The sequence below is a fragment of the Candidatus Bathyarchaeia archaeon genome, from assembly GCA_038882715.1.
In the GTDB taxonomy this organism is placed as follows: domain Archaea; phylum Thermoproteota; class Bathyarchaeia; order Bathyarchaeales; family DTEX01; genus DTEX01.
The window spans coordinates 1-14,807 of the sequence record JAVZNR010000003.1; the positions used below are offsets into that span (position 1 = coordinate 1).

16 protein-coding genes and 1 pseudogene are annotated in these 14,807 nt (G+C 46.6%); 5 read left to right on the top strand and 12 right to left on the bottom strand.

Going from position 1 to position 14,807, the window contains the following annotated elements:
- The first annotated feature begins 149 nt into the window (after positions 1-149).
- A complete protein-coding gene (locus tag QXR61_02375; protein ID MEM3756796.1) occupies positions 150-767 on the top strand; it encodes a hypothetical protein in 618 nt (205 codons plus the stop codon).
- A gap of 4 nt (positions 768-771) precedes the next feature.
- Here QXR61_02375 and QXR61_02380 read toward each other — a convergent pair whose 3' ends face one another.
- Positions 772-1,452 carry a hypothetical protein gene (locus tag QXR61_02380; protein ID MEM3756797.1) on the bottom strand — a complete coding sequence of 227 codons (681 nt, stop codon included), beginning with the start codon at positions 1,450-1,452 and terminating at the stop codon, positions 772-774.
- A gap of 203 nt (positions 1,453-1,655) precedes the next feature.
- Here QXR61_02380 and QXR61_02385 point away from each other — a divergent pair, with 203 nt between their 5' ends.
- Together QXR61_02385 and QXR61_02390 are read left to right on the top strand one after the other, a co-directional pair.
- On the top strand, positions 1,656-2,288 hold the full coding sequence (locus QXR61_02385) for a cobalamin-dependent protein (protein ID MEM3756798.1): 633 nt from the start codon (positions 1,656-1,658) through the stop codon (positions 2,286-2,288).
- 413 nt (positions 2,289-2,701) lie between these two features.
- Positions 2,702-3,531: pseudogene (locus tag QXR61_02390) on the top strand (uroporphyrinogen decarboxylase family protein).
- Between the two features lie 112 nt (positions 3,532-3,643).
- Here the strand turns inward: QXR61_02390 and QXR61_02395 are convergent.
- The 5 genes from QXR61_02395 to QXR61_02415 all read right to left on the bottom strand — a co-directional run bounded on the left by QXR61_02395 (position 3,644) and on the right by QXR61_02415 (position 8,652).
- Positions 3,644-6,160 (bottom strand): glycoside hydrolase family 2 protein, encoded by a 2,517-nt coding sequence (locus tag QXR61_02395; GenBank protein MEM3756799.1) that lies wholly within the window; start codon positions 6,158-6,160, stop codon positions 3,644-3,646.
- Positions 6,161-6,317: 157 nt separating this feature from the next.
- Complete coding sequence (locus QXR61_02400; GenBank protein ID MEM3756800.1) at positions 6,318-6,926, bottom strand: type 1 glutamine amidotransferase domain-containing protein; 609 nt, start codon at positions 6,924-6,926, stop codon at positions 6,318-6,320.
- 116 nt (positions 6,927-7,042) lie between these two features.
- A complete protein-coding gene (locus QXR61_02405; GenBank protein ID MEM3756801.1) occupies positions 7,043-7,510 on the bottom strand; it encodes a DNA-binding protein in 468 nt (155 codons plus the stop codon).
- Entirely contained in the window at positions 7,507-7,953 is a 447-nt protein-coding gene (locus QXR61_02410) for a VOC family protein (protein ID MEM3756802.1), read from the bottom strand. Before QXR61_02410 ends, QXR61_02405 begins: the two co-directional genes overlap by 4 nt.
- 18 nt (positions 7,954-7,971) lie before the next feature.
- The gene (locus QXR61_02415; protein ID MEM3756803.1) at positions 7,972-8,652 is read right to left on the bottom strand and encodes an RraA family protein; all 681 of its coding nucleotides are present in this window, start codon (positions 8,650-8,652) and stop codon (positions 7,972-7,974) included.
- A 71-nt stretch (positions 8,653-8,723) separates the two neighbouring features.
- Between QXR61_02415 and QXR61_02420 the strand changes: the two genes are divergently transcribed.
- Both QXR61_02420 and QXR61_02425 read left to right on the top strand, forming a co-directional pair.
- The gene (locus QXR61_02420; protein MEM3756804.1) at positions 8,724-9,632 is read left to right on the top strand and encodes a hypothetical protein; all 909 of its coding nucleotides are present in this window, start codon (positions 8,724-8,726) and stop codon (positions 9,630-9,632) included.
- A 76-nt stretch (positions 9,633-9,708) separates the two neighbouring features.
- Positions 9,709-10,044, top strand: a complete 336-nt coding sequence (locus QXR61_02425; protein ID MEM3756805.1) for a cupin domain-containing protein — start codon at positions 9,709-9,711, stop codon at positions 10,042-10,044.
- Between the two features lie 20 nt (positions 10,045-10,064).
- Here the strand turns inward: QXR61_02425 and QXR61_02430 are convergent, their stop codons facing one another.
- The 6 genes from QXR61_02430 to QXR61_02455 form a co-directional block, all read right to left on the bottom strand.
- Entirely contained in the window at positions 10,065-10,286 is a 222-nt protein-coding gene (locus QXR61_02430; GenBank protein MEM3756806.1) for a 50S ribosomal protein L24e, read from the bottom strand.
- Positions 10,287-10,317: 31 nt separating this feature from the next.
- Positions 10,318-10,563, bottom strand: a complete 246-nt coding sequence (locus tag QXR61_02435; protein ID MEM3756807.1) for a 30S ribosomal protein S28e — start codon at positions 10,561-10,563, stop codon at positions 10,318-10,320.
- Between the two features lie 5 nt (positions 10,564-10,568).
- Positions 10,569-10,943: a 50S ribosomal protein L7Ae gene (rpl7ae, locus tag QXR61_02440; GenBank protein ID MEM3756808.1), complete on the bottom strand. Its 375-nt coding sequence runs from the start codon at positions 10,941-10,943 to the stop codon at positions 10,569-10,571.
- A 145-nt stretch (positions 10,944-11,088) separates the two neighbouring features.
- The gene (larA, locus tag QXR61_02445) at positions 11,089-12,369 is read right to left on the bottom strand and encodes a nickel-dependent lactate racemase (GenBank protein ID MEM3756809.1); all 1,281 of its coding nucleotides are present in this window, start codon (positions 12,367-12,369) and stop codon (positions 11,089-11,091) included.
- A gap of 47 nt (positions 12,370-12,416) precedes the next feature.
- Positions 12,417-12,938 (bottom strand): cytidylate kinase family protein, encoded by a 522-nt coding sequence (locus tag QXR61_02450; GenBank protein MEM3756810.1) that lies wholly within the window; start codon positions 12,936-12,938, stop codon positions 12,417-12,419.
- An 80-nt stretch (positions 12,939-13,018) separates the two neighbouring features.
- Positions 13,019-14,782: a glutamate--tRNA ligase gene (locus tag QXR61_02455; protein ID MEM3756811.1), complete on the bottom strand. Its 1,764-nt coding sequence runs from the start codon at positions 14,780-14,782 to the stop codon at positions 13,019-13,021.
- Positions 14,783-14,807 lie beyond the last annotated feature (25 nt).

Genomic DNA, 14,807 nt, shown 5'->3' on the forward strand with positions numbered 1-14,807 from the left:
ACGTTAATGTTACTGGCTATGGCCCTCTACACGGCTCTCTTCGCAGCCATACTAATACATGTTTTCTTAAACAGGAACAAGTTTCTATAACGTCCCTACACCAAAACCAATTTATTTTTGAAAAGATAAGATATTTGGGCGAAACATAGTTGTATTCTCTTGGGCTTCCCTCTAAATTTCGCAAAACCGTTAAGGTGCCAGCGGATTGGCTTCATGAGGCTTTACCGCAGTTTCTTACGGAAAGATCTATGGAAGAAGATAGCGAAGGAAGGATGTTTAAGTCTGCTGTCGGCTGGCGGGTCGGCGCCACGCTTAAAATGCGGGTGATCCCTGAAGGAGACGTTAGCTCGCTTGAATTCGAGTTTAGCTATCGTAGGCTTATGCTCACCATCTTGATTGCTCTTATAATTCTCATAGCATTAAGCATAACCCTATCGTCGTTAATCCCGCTTCTTCTACTGTTGGCGGCAATACCCCTACTCGTCTATAAGACGAGCCTAGATATAAATGAATTTTTAAGGAGGGTTGGCGACACTCTTCTAGGCTTAGAGATCGAGTATCAGCGGAGAAGACTCATGGAGGATAGAGCCAGATGGCGGAGCGACAAGAGGAATGTTGAAGACCTTTACAGAAGATTACGCGAAAAACACATTAAGACATGGGGAAGCACCTTCACCCTAGAGTATAAGATAAGGGAGTATGAAAGGCAGGGATTAACTAGGGACGAAGCCATAAGAAAGATTGCTGAAGAGGAAGGAATCTTCTAAACGCTTATCTTTTAGAGGCTTTAGAACAGTATCTGACGTATGCCAGCGCCACGATTGAAGTTAACCATGCAGCGATATTCTGGCATAGCAGATACTTCCACGCGACATTAATGCCCGTTAACGCTTCAACCAGAGGCTGGGAGGCTCTTCTAAACGAGGCGGCTGATGAGCCTATAAAACCTTTCAAGAGCAAATTCATCTGCCCAAACTGTGTAACTAGGCTTCTAAGTAGGCTGCCGCTTAAATATAGGCTTACTGCAAAGTTATAGAGGGCTGAAGGACACAACAGTGTGAACGTTATGATCAGCGAGATGAGGAATAAGGATACTGCGATAAATGCGCCCTCGAAATCTCTGCGGGAAAAAAGGGTGGAAGCTCGGCTTATTAATGATTGCGGTCTGCCATGAGGCTTCGCTGACGCTGTTCTAGGCGATGCTGGCAGATTCCTCATCAAGTAAACTAGGTCAAGCAAAAGTATGAGTATGACGTTTAGTGGAAGCAGGTGGAATAAAATGCTTATACGTAGTTCCGGAAACCCGCTGAAAAGTGTTAAATGTGTTGGGTCAACCAGCCCCTCGGAGATGAAATAGGTTACTAAAAGGTATTGAGATAAGATAGCGGCTACTGTACATAGAATGTAGACGCTGAAACTCTTCAAGCTTAAATTTAGGGGCTTGTGTAGCAAAACGCTTCACTCTTTCTTGCCTTAACAAATCCTTCTCTATATCTAAAGGCGAGGGCCGATAAGCTTTTCGGTGCGCTGGGAACCACTCAATATAAATTATCGTTAATTCGCCAGATTACACGTGCCCAGCCTAGTTTAAGCATGGGGTGAAAAAGTAAGGTTTTAATATGCGGCTTACACTTCTTATTGATGAGTGAGGTCTTTTGTCTTTAGAGGATCTTGTCAACTCATTTGTTAATCTCGACGAGGAGGGGGTTCTCAAGATCGTTGAGATTCTTCTCAGGGAGGGTAAAGATCCATCCGAGATTCTTGAGGCGTGTAGGAGGGCGACAACGCTTATTGGTGAGAGGTTTGAGAGGGGCGAGTACTTTCTCTCGGAGCTTGTTTTCGCAAGCGAAATATTTAATGGCGTTATGAGGCTAATTCTCCCGGAGCTTAAGAGGGAGGTTAAGCCGGCTGGCACGATAGTTTTAGGCACGGTTCAAGGCGACATTCATGACATAGGTAAAAATATTTTTAAGGCTTTTGCGGAGACCGCTGGTTTTAGGGTTATAGATTTAGGAGTTGATATTCCCCCAGAAAGATTTGTTGAGGCTGTTAGGGTTCATAATCCTGATATAGTTGGCATGAGCGGGCTGCTAACTATAAGCTACGAGTCCATGAAGAAGACTGTTGAAGCCCTAAAGGAGGCCGGGTTAAGGGATAGGGTTAAGATTATAATTGGTGGTGGAAGGGTGGACGAGCACGTAAAGCGGTATGCTGGCGCAGATGAATGGGCTGATAACGCTATGCTAGGCGTAAAGAAATGTAGGGAGATGTTAGGTTTAGGGGGTTGAACATTATGGTGAGGGCGGAATTAAAGCCTCCGGAAGAGCTTTTGAAAGAGAGATTCGGAAGAGTCGAGAAGGCTGTAGAGCTAAGTGAGCCTGACAGAGTACCGTTAATAATATTTACTTGCGGAGACATTCTGCGCAAATACGCTACAGGCTACGAATTGTATTTCAACTACGATAAGGCCCGAGAAGTATCGGTTAAATTTGTAACCGAGTACCCGGCAGACGTATTCCTTGCAGCCCTAGCGGCTGAAGGCTTCGTATTCGCCCTAGCCTTCTCAGACTATCCGGATATAGCGCCCTCCATCAGGTTCTGGACTGGACCAATGCATGACACTCTAGGAGACAAGTACACTAAGTGGCCTGGTAGAGAGCTCCCTGAAGACAGCATATTCCAGTTTATCGGCGGACAATTCATGGATGCCAAGGAATACTGTAGGCTGTCCGAGGACCCCGTGGCTTTTGTAAACGAGATTATTTTTCCAAGAGCATGCGTTAATCTTGAGAAGGCCGGGTCTTCTAAGGCTAACGCTGCCTTAATAAGGCTTGGGTTTGAAGCCTCCAGATACCTTAGGTTCCTAGGCGAGTCGGCTGCGGATCTGGCTAAGGTTGGGATACCCTCACTCCCATTAACGTTCGCTTATGCCCCACTAGATTTCATAGGCGACTTCCTCAGGTACCCAACCGGAGCTCTGCTAGACGTCCGCAGGCATCCGGATGAGGTTAAGCGGGCATGCGAGGCATTAGTTGAACCGATAATTAAGGTTGCGTTATCCCTTAAGCCCGCCGGAGCCAAATACGCGTTTATACCATTACATCTCAATGAGTACCTTTCACCTAAATTATACAACGAGTTTTATTGGCCTACGCTCAAAAAGATTATAGTGGAGCTTTATGGGCAGGGGATAAGGTCACTTGTGTTCTTTGAGGGATGGCATGACCCGCACCTAGAAACGATACTGGAGCTGCCTAAAGGTTGGGGCATAGCCTACTTCGAGAAGACCGACGTCAGGAAAGCGAAGAAAATCTTAGGCGGGCACACGTGTATAATGGGGGGATTCCACCATCACTACTGCTAGAAGCCACACCAGACAAAATTAAGGAGTACGTGAAAAGTCTTTTGGGCGAAATGAAGCCCAACGGAGGCTTCATACTATCGCCCGGCGTAGCAGATATCCCGAGGGCGGTTCCACCTGAGAATTTACGGGCGCTGATAGAGGCCGTAGAGGAATATGGAAGATACTGAAGTCTCTCTTAAAATCCCTCATTATTTTTTCTTTTCAGTCCTATGTTGCTCTCTTGTACTCTAAGCGAGCTTCTCTAGGCTTATATCTCCTCAGCTAATAGATCTAAGAACTCTAATTACATAATTTCACCTTCAGAGTGGTTTGCTTGGCATTTAATGCTGACACCGTTAAAGTTAGCTCCTTTTCCCTATCCCTCATATTCTTCACTTTTATCTCCACCCTCCTAGTTTCATTGGGTAGCAGGTCAAAGTAGTTGTCGCTAGCATTTGTAACATAATCTTCCTTCACATCTAGGTTTACGAGCCTTGCGTATCCGTCAGTTCCCACGTCAGCCACTACTATCAGATCATTATCCTCCCTTCTGGCATCTAAAACCTTTAATTTAAGGAGCGTCTCTGAAAACGAGATATCTCTATGTTTTGTTAATAATAGAGTGTTTCTTCGAGTTTTCCCATCGACTTTTAGGTCAAATACTATAATTGTTCTAGACGGGTCGGTTACGCCTAGATCTTCAGGCCTATACTTCGCTAAAACAATGGATGAGTTGGCTGGCGCCGTAAATTCCTTCTTTAAACTTTTAGTTACGACCCCCTCTCTCAAATCGACAACATTAATCTCAAGTATCCCCCTAATCTCGTTTAATTCATCGTTTATAACCCATACCTCAATCACCCCAGCCCTATATAACGGTGAAACCATGACCGGCTCAAATGCTCTTTTAGCGAAGTAAAAGCCCATCTTAGGCCTACCATAGTAATCCACGGTCTCCCAGCATATGTTTGGCCATGGCGCATTAAAACTCCAGTATAAAACGCCGCCGCACCCAAACTTTCTTCGCCTACAATGTTCGATCGCCGTCTTAAGGGCGTCGGCTTGAACAAGCATTGAGAGAAATACATATTCGTGTAGAAACCTCGGTTCGCCGTAATCCTTCATGTAGGGTATAACTTTCTCCGGTACATGATAATGATATAGCCAGTAATCGTTCATCGGCCACAGATTATTAGTTGGAATGAACTTTAGCAGAGTTTTAATGTCAGGGGCCGCCTGCATACCGAACTCGCTCATAAATCGGGTTTCATCGTTCAAGTACCCCTCTATTGGAATTAGGCCGTGATAGACGTCCCAATTATGCCTGTCACCCTCCATCATATCATTCGGGTTACTGCCGCCCCATGGGCTTGAAGGCCAATATGGCCTAGATTCGTCAAGCCTTGACACAACTTTAGGTATTACTTCAAAATCTATTTTTGGCCTTGTTAGTCCGAAACCGCTAAGGTAATCGAACATTTCATTCTCATTGTTGCCGCACCACAATATTATTGAGGGATGGTTCCTAAGCCTTCGAACTGTCGCCTCAACCTCCTTTTCAATGGTTCTTAAGAATTTTTCGTCGTCTGGGTAATGTCCACATGCGAACTGGAAATCATGCCATAACATTATTCCGAGCTCATCGCATAAATCGTAAAAGTCGTCGTGCTCTACTAGGCCGCCTCCCCAAACTCTAAGCATATTATGGTTTCCGTCAACAGCTAATTTGAGCAGGTCTAAGTAGCGTTCCCTATTTATCCTTGAGATTAAAAGGTCTGCTGGTATCCAGTTAGCCCCTTTACAGAAGACCTTAACGCCGTTAATTTTGAAGTAGAAAACTTTACCATTACTGGTCTCGTTGGATTCTGTAACGAGCTCAACCGTTCTAATTCCGAAACGGGTGCAATACTCGTCTTCAACGGCCCCATCAATTAAAAGTTCGGAGCGAAGAGTATAGAGATTCTGCTCACCATATCCTATGGGCCACCAGATCTTCGGGTTGTTAATGTCTAGGGTGAACCTATAAGAGTTTATTTCCTCCTTAAGATCCAGCGTGGTCTCCACGTTAAACCTCGATTCTCCGCATTCCCCACACAGCTTTAGGAGGGCTTTAACCTCGCTTCTCGAATCGATCTCTACACAGATTTCCACTTTAGCCTTATTCTCATCTATACTTAGGCTTAGGGTTCTAGCATATAGGTCTCTAATCAAAGCCTTATCGAAAGAGATTAGTTTTACGCTCCGCCATATGCCAACCGTTAAAAGTTTAACGGCCCAATCCCATCCATACTGATACTGCGCCTTTCGAGCATAGAGTCGAACGTAGCTTCCGTTCCATAGGAGGTTCTTCTCGCTGAAGCCTCCAGCCCGCCTTATGGTCTCATACCATGGTGCGCCAAGCCTAACCGCCAAAACATTATATTCCCCATACTTAAGATGCTCCGATACATCTATCGATAACGGCGTGAACATGTCCTCGCTATCAGCCAAACGCTTCCCATTAAGCCAAATATTCGCGAAGGTATCTAAACCATCAAAAACCAAAAGGTTTCTTCCGCCCCTAAATTCTTCCGGCACATAAAATCTGCATCGATACCACCAATCTACCCTTTCAACCCACTCCCTTCCATCACAATTTTTGCCATAGAAAGGATCCTCAATTAAATTATAGTTTAGCAGTGTTTCGTGAACCTCGCCTGGAACCCTAGCATCAAGCCACCATGAATCATCGTAGTCCTCCCTAAACTGTCCATTACTGACACCGAAATCAAAATGCTGAAGTTTCCATAAGCCGTCTAGATTTATGACTCTCTTCAAGATTTCACCTCAAAATAAATTTAGTTTAATGAGCATTTAAAGCGTGAGCATAACAAATATTCTATTGATGCTTTAGCATCCTTAGGGCTTAAAGGATACGGATGATTTATCCTGATCGCTGTGGTTAACGAGGCGATCAGCTTTAAGATTCTTTCGATTAAGATAAGGCCTCAATTATGAGTTGACAGAATTCCGGTAGGTCGTCCGGCACCCTACCGGTTATTATGTTTCCATCTCTGATGGCAGGCTCGTCCACAAATATGGCTCCAGCGTTCACCAAATCATCCTTAACCGCCGCGTAGCTTGTCACCCTTTTACCCTTCACTAGCCCAGCGGATATTAAAATTTGGGGGCCGTGGCATATTGCGGCTAAGATTTTTCCCCGCTCATATGCTTTCCTAACAAGTTCTAGGACTTCAGGCGTTATTCTCAGGGAGTCGGGGGAGAATCCTCCGGGGAAGATTAGTGCATCGAAATCATCTAGGTTAATTTCGTTTATTCCCTTTATGGCGTAGCGTCCGCCCTCCTCGAAAACCTCAAGTGGTATTGGTGTTCCATATCGTCCGGTCACGGGTTTACCTTTAACGGATGGTCTGGGATGAAGCCCCCTCTCAACTGGAACTATGACCACCTCTGCCCCTTCCTCGCTGAGCCTTAAAAACGGATAAAGGAGCTCTACATCCTCGAATTCATGGGCAACTATTATAGCCACTCTGCGGTTTTCAAGCCTATGCTTTGGGCCAACCCGCTTAACATACTTTAACATAATTTAAGATTAACCAACATAAAATATAAAGTTGTCCTTAAGCGATTTTTAGTGGAAATGAATGGGATGGAGAAATCTGGAATTATGCGCGTTTAAGGCTTATTGTACGCTGGGCTTCAGGACTGACTTTTTAGCCTTAAGATGCCTTTTTCATCGCGTTTTCTTGTTAGGTTTGCGCCAACTATCTCTATTATCGCTATCTCAGCTAAATATAGTGTCCGGCAACCTTCTTCCAAGTGTCCAGCATACGCGTAATCCTTATCTGACACTACGGCGTGAAGATGCGGTTTCCCATCGGTTACTATGCCCATCACCGACGCTAGCTCTAATGGTGTATCCTTCCAACGCTTAAAGAACTCTTTCGGCGGATAGCCCGTTGTCGTAACCATGTGTAGTACGCACTCGCTCAGTGTTCCAATGGCTGAAAAGACTACTGCATCCTTTATCCCCTCCCTCTTCACGAGCTCGTTGATGCTCTCTAAAACATAGTCCCCCGGATCAAGCCTTAAGAGGAATATTCTACCAGTTCTTTCAGCCGTAAAATACTCCATTGAGCCGCGCCTCCTATAAGACTTATCTTTCATCCCTCCCTCATATAGTACAGGAGCTCCAGAATCGCTCCAAGGCTTCTTCTAGCGTCTAGGTAAATGTATCCGCCGCCCTTAAACATCCCTTTCTGCTCCTCAACCGCACCTAGGCTCAGAATCCTCCTAGCAGGCTCATCAGCATTATCGGTTGTGAACGCTATGTGATGGATGCCGCAGCCGTGCTTCTCGAGGAAATCGCTCCAAGTGCTTGGGCCGTCTAGAGGCTGGATCAGCTCTATAACGATGTTCTCTAGCCTGAAGAAGGTTAGCTTAGCTCTTCCACGTGAGGGTTTACCTCTAAAAGTCATCCGTGTATGCTCCCAGTCCTCAGTCTCAATTATCGGCTGCGGTTCTAATCCAAGCAGTTTAGCCCACGTTTCCCTAGCCTTCTCAATATCGCTCACGACTATACCTATCTGCACAGCGCTCTTAAACTCCATAGATGCTCACCATCATGCTTAAAGAGTTAAGCCGAGCATATCTAGATAAGGCTTCTGCGAGGCTCTATCCATAGCCATCTGCCTCTCCGCCCTCTCAACCACTTGGAGAGCTATTTTCCTCGGAACCACCACAACGCCATCGTCGTCGCCGACAACTATGTCTCCGGGATTAACCGTTACGCCGCCTATAGAAACGGGGATATTGATGAATTCCGGCTTTATCTCAAGTCTGCCAACAACCTCAGTCCTGCCTATCGCCCTACAGAAAACCGGAAACCTTATGCGCTGGATCTCCCAAGTATCCCTGCAGCCGCCGTCCAGAACGACGCCTTCAACACCTTTAGCCTTAGCGACCAGAGCTATCATTGAACCCCAGAAGCCAACGTCTAAACATCCATCGCAATTAATGGCTATGATTGTTCCGGGACCAGCGCTCCTCATGAAGAGATCGTAGTTGGCTCTAACCCTATACCACTCTTCAGCATACTTATCGTACTCTTCTGGACTCATTGACGGGATCTCCTCCTGAACCTTTCTGGCCTGAACAGTTAAAGCTAAGCCAGCGATTCTTATACCCGAGTAGATCGGGCGTATATCCCGTGAAACCAGCGTCTTCTCATGGAAACCGAATCTATCTAGAGCGTCTACGACGTCGGCAACCCTAATGCTTCTAAACCTACTAATTAAATCGTGGCTCACGGCGTTTCAACCCCCGGCATAATGTAGAGTGAGGGGAAGAGTTATTAATAATTGACTGTTATCTCGATTTTATGCCGAACGTGGACATGATCGCGGTGGCGTGCTCCGAGGGCGTAAACATTTATTGTCCTAAAAGCGGTAGATTTTCATTCTTTAACAGCCCATACTTTCCGCACCGCAACTGTACTGGCGTAGATATTTACCCAAACCTTGAATTCGGGGAAAACGCGCCGTCACCGGTCTCCGGCGAGGTTGTAGCCATAAAGGAGGTTGACTACTTTGAGGATAGAGGTTTCGGGTGCTCCAAAGTAGACTACTTAGTCATACTGAGAAGCCTAGAGAATAAAGAACGATTCATAAAGATACTTCACGTTAAGCCCTCAGTTGACATTGGCGATGAAGTGGCTGTAGGCGGGCGGATAGGAGCCCTAATAAGGTCGGGGTTCTTTGATTTCTGGACAGATCCACACATTCACGTGGAGGTTAGGCAGCCAAACGACCCTATCCGTGCGAGGGGCGGATATAGGGTTAAAAGGCTAATTGAGATAAGCGAAGAGTGCGGAGATGCGCTAAGCCAGAGTCAAATAGAGGGCGTCGTTATAGAGTCTAGGCGCGAGTACTCTTTAATCGCCTTGGGCAGCGATGTTGAACGCGGCGTACCGGTTAGCGTAGGCGAAAAAATTGGACTCGTAGATGGAGGCATACCGCACTATGGTTTCTTTGGGGTTCATGTGGACTTTACCCCGAAGCTCGGGGAGGAGGTGAAATTTTTAGGTGTGACTTTGGGTTCAGTAAAATCGGTTTTCAACGGCATGTGTTTAGCCGAGTGCTCCAACGTGTCATTCAGCCTTAACGGTAGACCGGTTAGATTATCGCTTTACCTGTTCCCGTCATCAAAACCGGTGATGAAAATTGTTCCGCAGAAGCCCGGCGACTTGTCCCTCAAGAGATTTGAGAGGGTTGAGCTGAGCGTGGGATAAACGGTTTAAGAACGAAACCCTTTTAAGAGTTAAGTAGGAACCATTATTGAGGTTAAAGTTTCTGCGGGGGTTCGCGTTGAAGCCGGTAATTAGGCGTGAGAGCGAGGTGCCTTTCAGCTCCGGCACACCTTTCCCAACAAAAATACTCTTATCTAAACTTGATACGGCTACAGCCAGCGTTAGGCTGAGCATGCTGGGTAGAGGCGATAAAATCGGCATACACAGCCACGAGGAGAATGATCAGATAGAGTATTGCATTAAGGGTAAAGCCATAATGTTCATTGAGGGTTTAGGTGAAAAAGAAATAAGCGAGGGAACATTCACATACGTGCCTAAAGGCGTAAAGCACAGTTTAATTGAAGTCATTGAGCCTATAACGATCCTAACGGTCTTCGTACCACCGCTCTTCTAACAACGCCTACTAAAGAAAACTTAGGATTTGGCGGTTGAGGCTTTTTCTCTACCGGCTCTCTCTTCCTGCCCATAGTAGGCTGTCCACTTCAGTTTACGGGGGTCGCGGCCCAAATATAGATGGTTCTTTCTACATTTGCTTGAGCAGAACCATAGTATGGTGCCATCATTATTAACGTACATTATTCCTGTTCCGGGGCTGAACTCGTGTCCGCAGAACGAGCATCTTCTGGGTCTAGGCATCGCTCCTTCAACCTTCCCTAAAGGTGGAAGATCACTTTATTTTTCTAGCCTCCCTCTCGGTCTCCCTCAGCATTAATATGTCGCCTAACCTAACAGGCCCCTTAACGTTCCTCGTAATTATCCTGCCTTTATCGGGCCCATCAAGTATGCGGACTCTAACCTGCTCTATTTCGCCGGTTACGCCGGTGCGGCCAATTATCTGTATTACTTCAGCTGGCGTCGGGGCTTCTTCTCCGGCTTCCTCGGCTTCTTCCCGCCTTGCCGCCTTACGACTCAATAGGTTTAGCCTCCCCTAATCTTTTGGACTCGGCTCACAATCTCTTTAATGAGATCGCTTGCCTCGCCGGGCTCAATCACGCATACTGATGCTGCCGCAACCTCTATTCCGGCGGCTGAACCGAGCTTAGCTTTGCTTGGAACGTACACGTAGGGTATCTTTCGCTCATCGCATAGCAGCGGCAGGTGGGCTACGACCTCAGGTGGATCAACGTCTTCAGCTATGACGACGAGCTTCGCCAATCCCCTTTCAACGGCCTTCGTTGTCTCGTTTGTCCCCCTCTTAACTTTACCGGTCCTGCTGGATATTTGCACGGCTTCGTAAACCGCGTTCACTAGCTCGCTTGGAACATCAAACTTAACGTAGAATGGTTTCGGCATATATATTCAACCTCATCAACTTAACTTTCGGTTTCATATATTTTAAACCTAAAAACTATAAGTTTCTCCCTATATATGTTGCGGTTAAACTTTAATAGGAGAATGCTTATAACAGCGTTTTTCCGCGCTGAAGAAGCGGAGAAAACTAATCTTCAACAGACGGTATAATGTATGGCCCCTCAGGTATAGCGATTATCTTCGCATCGCTTCCAGCAATCCTATACGCCTCCTCAATAGCCTCTTCAGGGCTTGAGGAGGGGATCATATGCATCTCCTCAATCACGCTATGCTTAATGTTCCTTGTTACAAGGATGATCCTCGCATTCTTCAGTATTTTCGCCAGTATCTGCGCCTCCCACTGATCCTTGATCGGCTCCTCGCGCCTTATCCTCTCTAAAACCTCGTCCGGCGTTTTAGATTCAGCCATAAGCCTATAGAACTCTTCGTGCCCTCTACCTACGCCATCAACACATTCAGCGAACATCACTATGACTCCGCCCCTCCTAACAACCAGCTCCCCGGTCGCCATACCCTTAACAGCCTGATATAAATCTCTGTCAAGAGGATAGCCTCCATTACTAGTCACAACAATATCCGCTTTCAGGGGCGCCTTTACTCTAACATATTTGTCTAGGAAACGTACGCCCTCCCTATGAGCCTTAAACACGTCGCCTGCAAAAGCCCCCACAACCCTATGCCTCTTATCAATAACAACATTGACAACATACATTTGTCTCCGAGTTATCTTCACAGCTTCAACCATATCCTCATGTATAGGGTTGCCTTCAAGAACGCCGTAGCGTGCAAGCGGATGCATTATCATCTTAAAACCATGGTTGTTGAAGATTGCTTCCTTGCTGGCCACGCCGGGCAGTATCGCTTTTCTCCCGCCACTATAGCCGGCGAAAAAGTGGGGTTCGATGAGCCCCGTGAGTATTATGAGGTCTGAGTCAATTAAGTGGCGGTTAACAGACAGCCTTGTTCCGAAAGATGTTTCACCAACATAAACAAGCTCGCTTTCGCTCTCGGCGTCATGGTCTATAACGTCTATATCCCCAATAATGTTTCCGCCGAGAAATTCTAGAGTTAGATCTCTCGGAGCCGGCTTATGAAGCCCATAAGCCACCAGAACCTTCATCTCCCTGTCTTTCACACCGGCGCTTTTAAGGGCTTCAATTATCGGTGGGAGAAGAACCCTGTTCGGCGTAGCCCTCGTGTAATCGCTTACGACAATGCATACGCTACGCTTACCTAGAGATAATTCTGCTAATCGGCCGCATCCTATGGGATTACTTAACGCGTCTTGGACAACTTTGACCTCATCGATCTTGCGGTCGAAATCCCTAGACCATAAAATAGATATGACCCTCTCATCCGGCAGATCTAGATCAACTAGGGTTTTCCCATATGGTATAGAAACTATCATTGTGGGGAACTACCTGCGTCAATTAGATTGTTTGGGCGCATATGCTTTTAAGATGATCGCATCGCCGACAAGCTCTTAATGACGTCGGCGATAATGTCAGCTACTTTAGCAAAAGTCTTCGCGTTTGTCCTTATCGAGAAGTCGAAGTCCTCTGAGGAGACCTCATCCTTATTAAAGAACCTTTTAACAATGACGTTTCGATCCCTATCGCTTCTCTCAACGTCTTCACGCGCCTCATCTAAGGGTATCCCGCGTCTGCTGGCTACGTGTCTAATTCTCTCCTCTAAGGAGGCGTTTAAGAAGATTTTTATTATATCTTTTCTGTCAAGTAGGAAGAAGGCGGATCTCCCCTCAATTATTATGTTGTCTCTCTGCTGCAATATCTCCTCAAGCTTATTTTTTATTATGAGATCTATGTCAACCTCTCCGGATCTGCTCAACGTTTCAAAATCTTTTATCATTGTAAGTATCCTGCTCGTGTTTAAAACATCGAGCCCAAACTTTCCGGCAAGTATCTCAGCAACCTCAGTACACCCTGAACCTAAATAACCGCATATAGCTATCTTCATCGCTTAAACCCTCTCATGAAAGGTTGAGATACGTCAAAAATATACTGGTGAGAAAGCGTTAATAAGCTTTAATCTTGAGTCTATTTGTGGGCGAAGAAGACTGTTATCTTTTCACCCACGCTGTCAACTCTAACAAAGCCGAAACGCTCAAATTGAACAATCTTATCCACTGAAACAGCCCTAAAAGACTCCTCAACAAGACCGCTCACTATGGAGTTGTCGGGCATGAAAACATGGCATGGTATTCCGCTCCCCTCCGGAAGCCAATGGATTAGCGGTGCGCCAACCTTCTTAGCGTCGTAATACGACTCGCTGTGAAACGACGCATCTATGCGGTCTTTGCCAACATGCTCTATCTTCACGTTAAAGAGCTCCATTAAGCGCACAACATCGCCAGCCTTCATCTTCTCAGCGTCTTGGCCGGACACCAGAAAGCTGAAGGCTCCTTCAAAAGGCTTTATGCTGAAGGCCCTATAGCCTCTCTCGGGGCGATCTGGATGTAATAGTATATGCGCCGTAAACTCTTTCGTGACACCTTTAACCAGCAGCTTAACCGGATCCCATACGAAGAAATATCTGTCAGCTATCGGATCAATTATCTTCCTGTTGTAGGCGTATAAATTGTCCCAGCTTATAGTTATGTCAGCCGGCCTAGGCCCTATATCAATTATGAGTCTCTTTATGGCTTCAGGCGTTATCCCCCTGCGCTTAAGCGCCAGAAAAGTCGCCAGCCTCGGATCATCCCAACCCGTATAAAGCCCCTCCTTAACGCCCTTAACTATCTTTGACTTGCTTAGTGAGGCGCCCTCAATTTTAAGTCTCCCGTAATGTATTGCCTCAGGGTAAGCCCAGCCGAAATACTTGTACAGATATTTCTGCCTCTCCTGGTTTGTTAAATGCTCTTTCCCGCGTATAATGTGGGTTATCCCCATTAAGTGGTCGTCTATCCCGCACGCAAAATTGTATAGGGGCCAGACGCGGTACTTTGATCCAACCCTCGGATGGGGATGCTTCCTCGTATCTATTATCCTGAAGGCCGGCCAATCCCTGACAGCGGGGTTTGGGTGGCTTAAATCAGTTTTTATGCGCATAACCGCTTCGCCCTCAGCGTACGCTCCGCTCAACATGCGCTCCCATCGGCGCAGGTTCTCCTCCGGTGTTAGGCCTCTGCATGCGCAGGGTTTGCCGGCCACAACCATGCTGTGGAAATCCTCCGGCTTACATGTGCATATGTACGCGTAGCCGTCTCTAAGCAGCTTTTCCGCGTGCTCGTAGTAGATCTCTATCCTATCGCTTTGAATATACTCCTCGTCTGGAACGCAGCCCAGCCACTCTAAATCCTTCCTGATCAGATCCATGAACTGCAGCGAGGATCTCTTAAGCCTCGGATCGGTGTCCTCGAATCTCAGTATGAAGCGCCCATTATACATGCGCGCGTACTCGTGGCAAAGTACTATCGCTCTAGCTGAACCAAGATGGAGAACGCAGTCTGGGTTAGGCGCAAACCGCGTTACAACACGCCCATACTTCTCAACGTTCGGCAGTGGCGGAAGAGTTTTCTCCGCGGTTTTCTCACGCATACGCTCTGCCGCTAAGGCTTCAGGCCATAGAGCCTCCAGCGTTCTCTTCTGTTCTTCAAGGGACATGCTGTTAACTTCCTGAACTACGCTGTCCACTATGGCCAGAATCTCCTTAGCCATGCTTCTGAGCTCGGGCTTTTCACCGAGCAGCTTGCCCACAACAGGTTTGCTCTGCGCTTTTCCGCCATAAGAGACAGCGTTCAGTAAGGCTAGTTTCCTTATAGTTTCCTTAATAGAGCTTAGATCTATCCTCTGGGCGCTCAAGGCAGACAGCTCCCCGATAGGGCTT

What these genes read in the sequence shown, in the direction of transcription:
- QXR61_02430 (MEM3756806.1), bottom strand. Translation starts at nt 10,286, where the DNA reads ATGCCTAGACCCAGAAGATGCTCGTTCTGCGGACACGAGTTCAGCCCC.
- QXR61_02400 (MEM3756800.1), bottom strand. Translation starts at nt 6,926, where the DNA reads ATGTTAAAGTATGTTAAGCGGGTTGGCCCAAAGCATAGGCTTGAAAAC.
- QXR61_02420 (MEM3756804.1), top strand. Translation starts at nt 8,724, where the DNA reads ATGCCGAACGTGGACATGATCGCGGTGGCGTGCTCCGAGGGCGTAAAC.
- rpl7ae (MEM3756808.1), bottom strand. Translation starts at nt 10,943, where the DNA reads ATGCCGAAACCATTCTACGTTAAGTTTGATGTTCCAAGCGAGCTAGTG.
- QXR61_02410 (MEM3756802.1), bottom strand. Translation starts at nt 7,953, where the DNA reads ATGGAGTTTAAGAGCGCTGTGCAGATAGGTATAGTCGTGAGCGATATT.
- larA (MEM3756809.1), bottom strand. Translation starts at nt 12,369, where the DNA reads ATGATAGTTTCTATACCATATGGGAAAACCCTAGTTGATCTAGATCTG.
- QXR61_02450 (MEM3756810.1), bottom strand. Translation starts at nt 12,938, where the DNA reads ATGAAGATAGCTATATGCGGTTATTTAGGTTCAGGGTGTACTGAGGTT.
- QXR61_02405 (MEM3756801.1), bottom strand. Translation starts at nt 7,510, where the DNA reads ATGAAAGATAAGTCTTATAGGAGGCGCGGCTCAATGGAGTATTTTACG.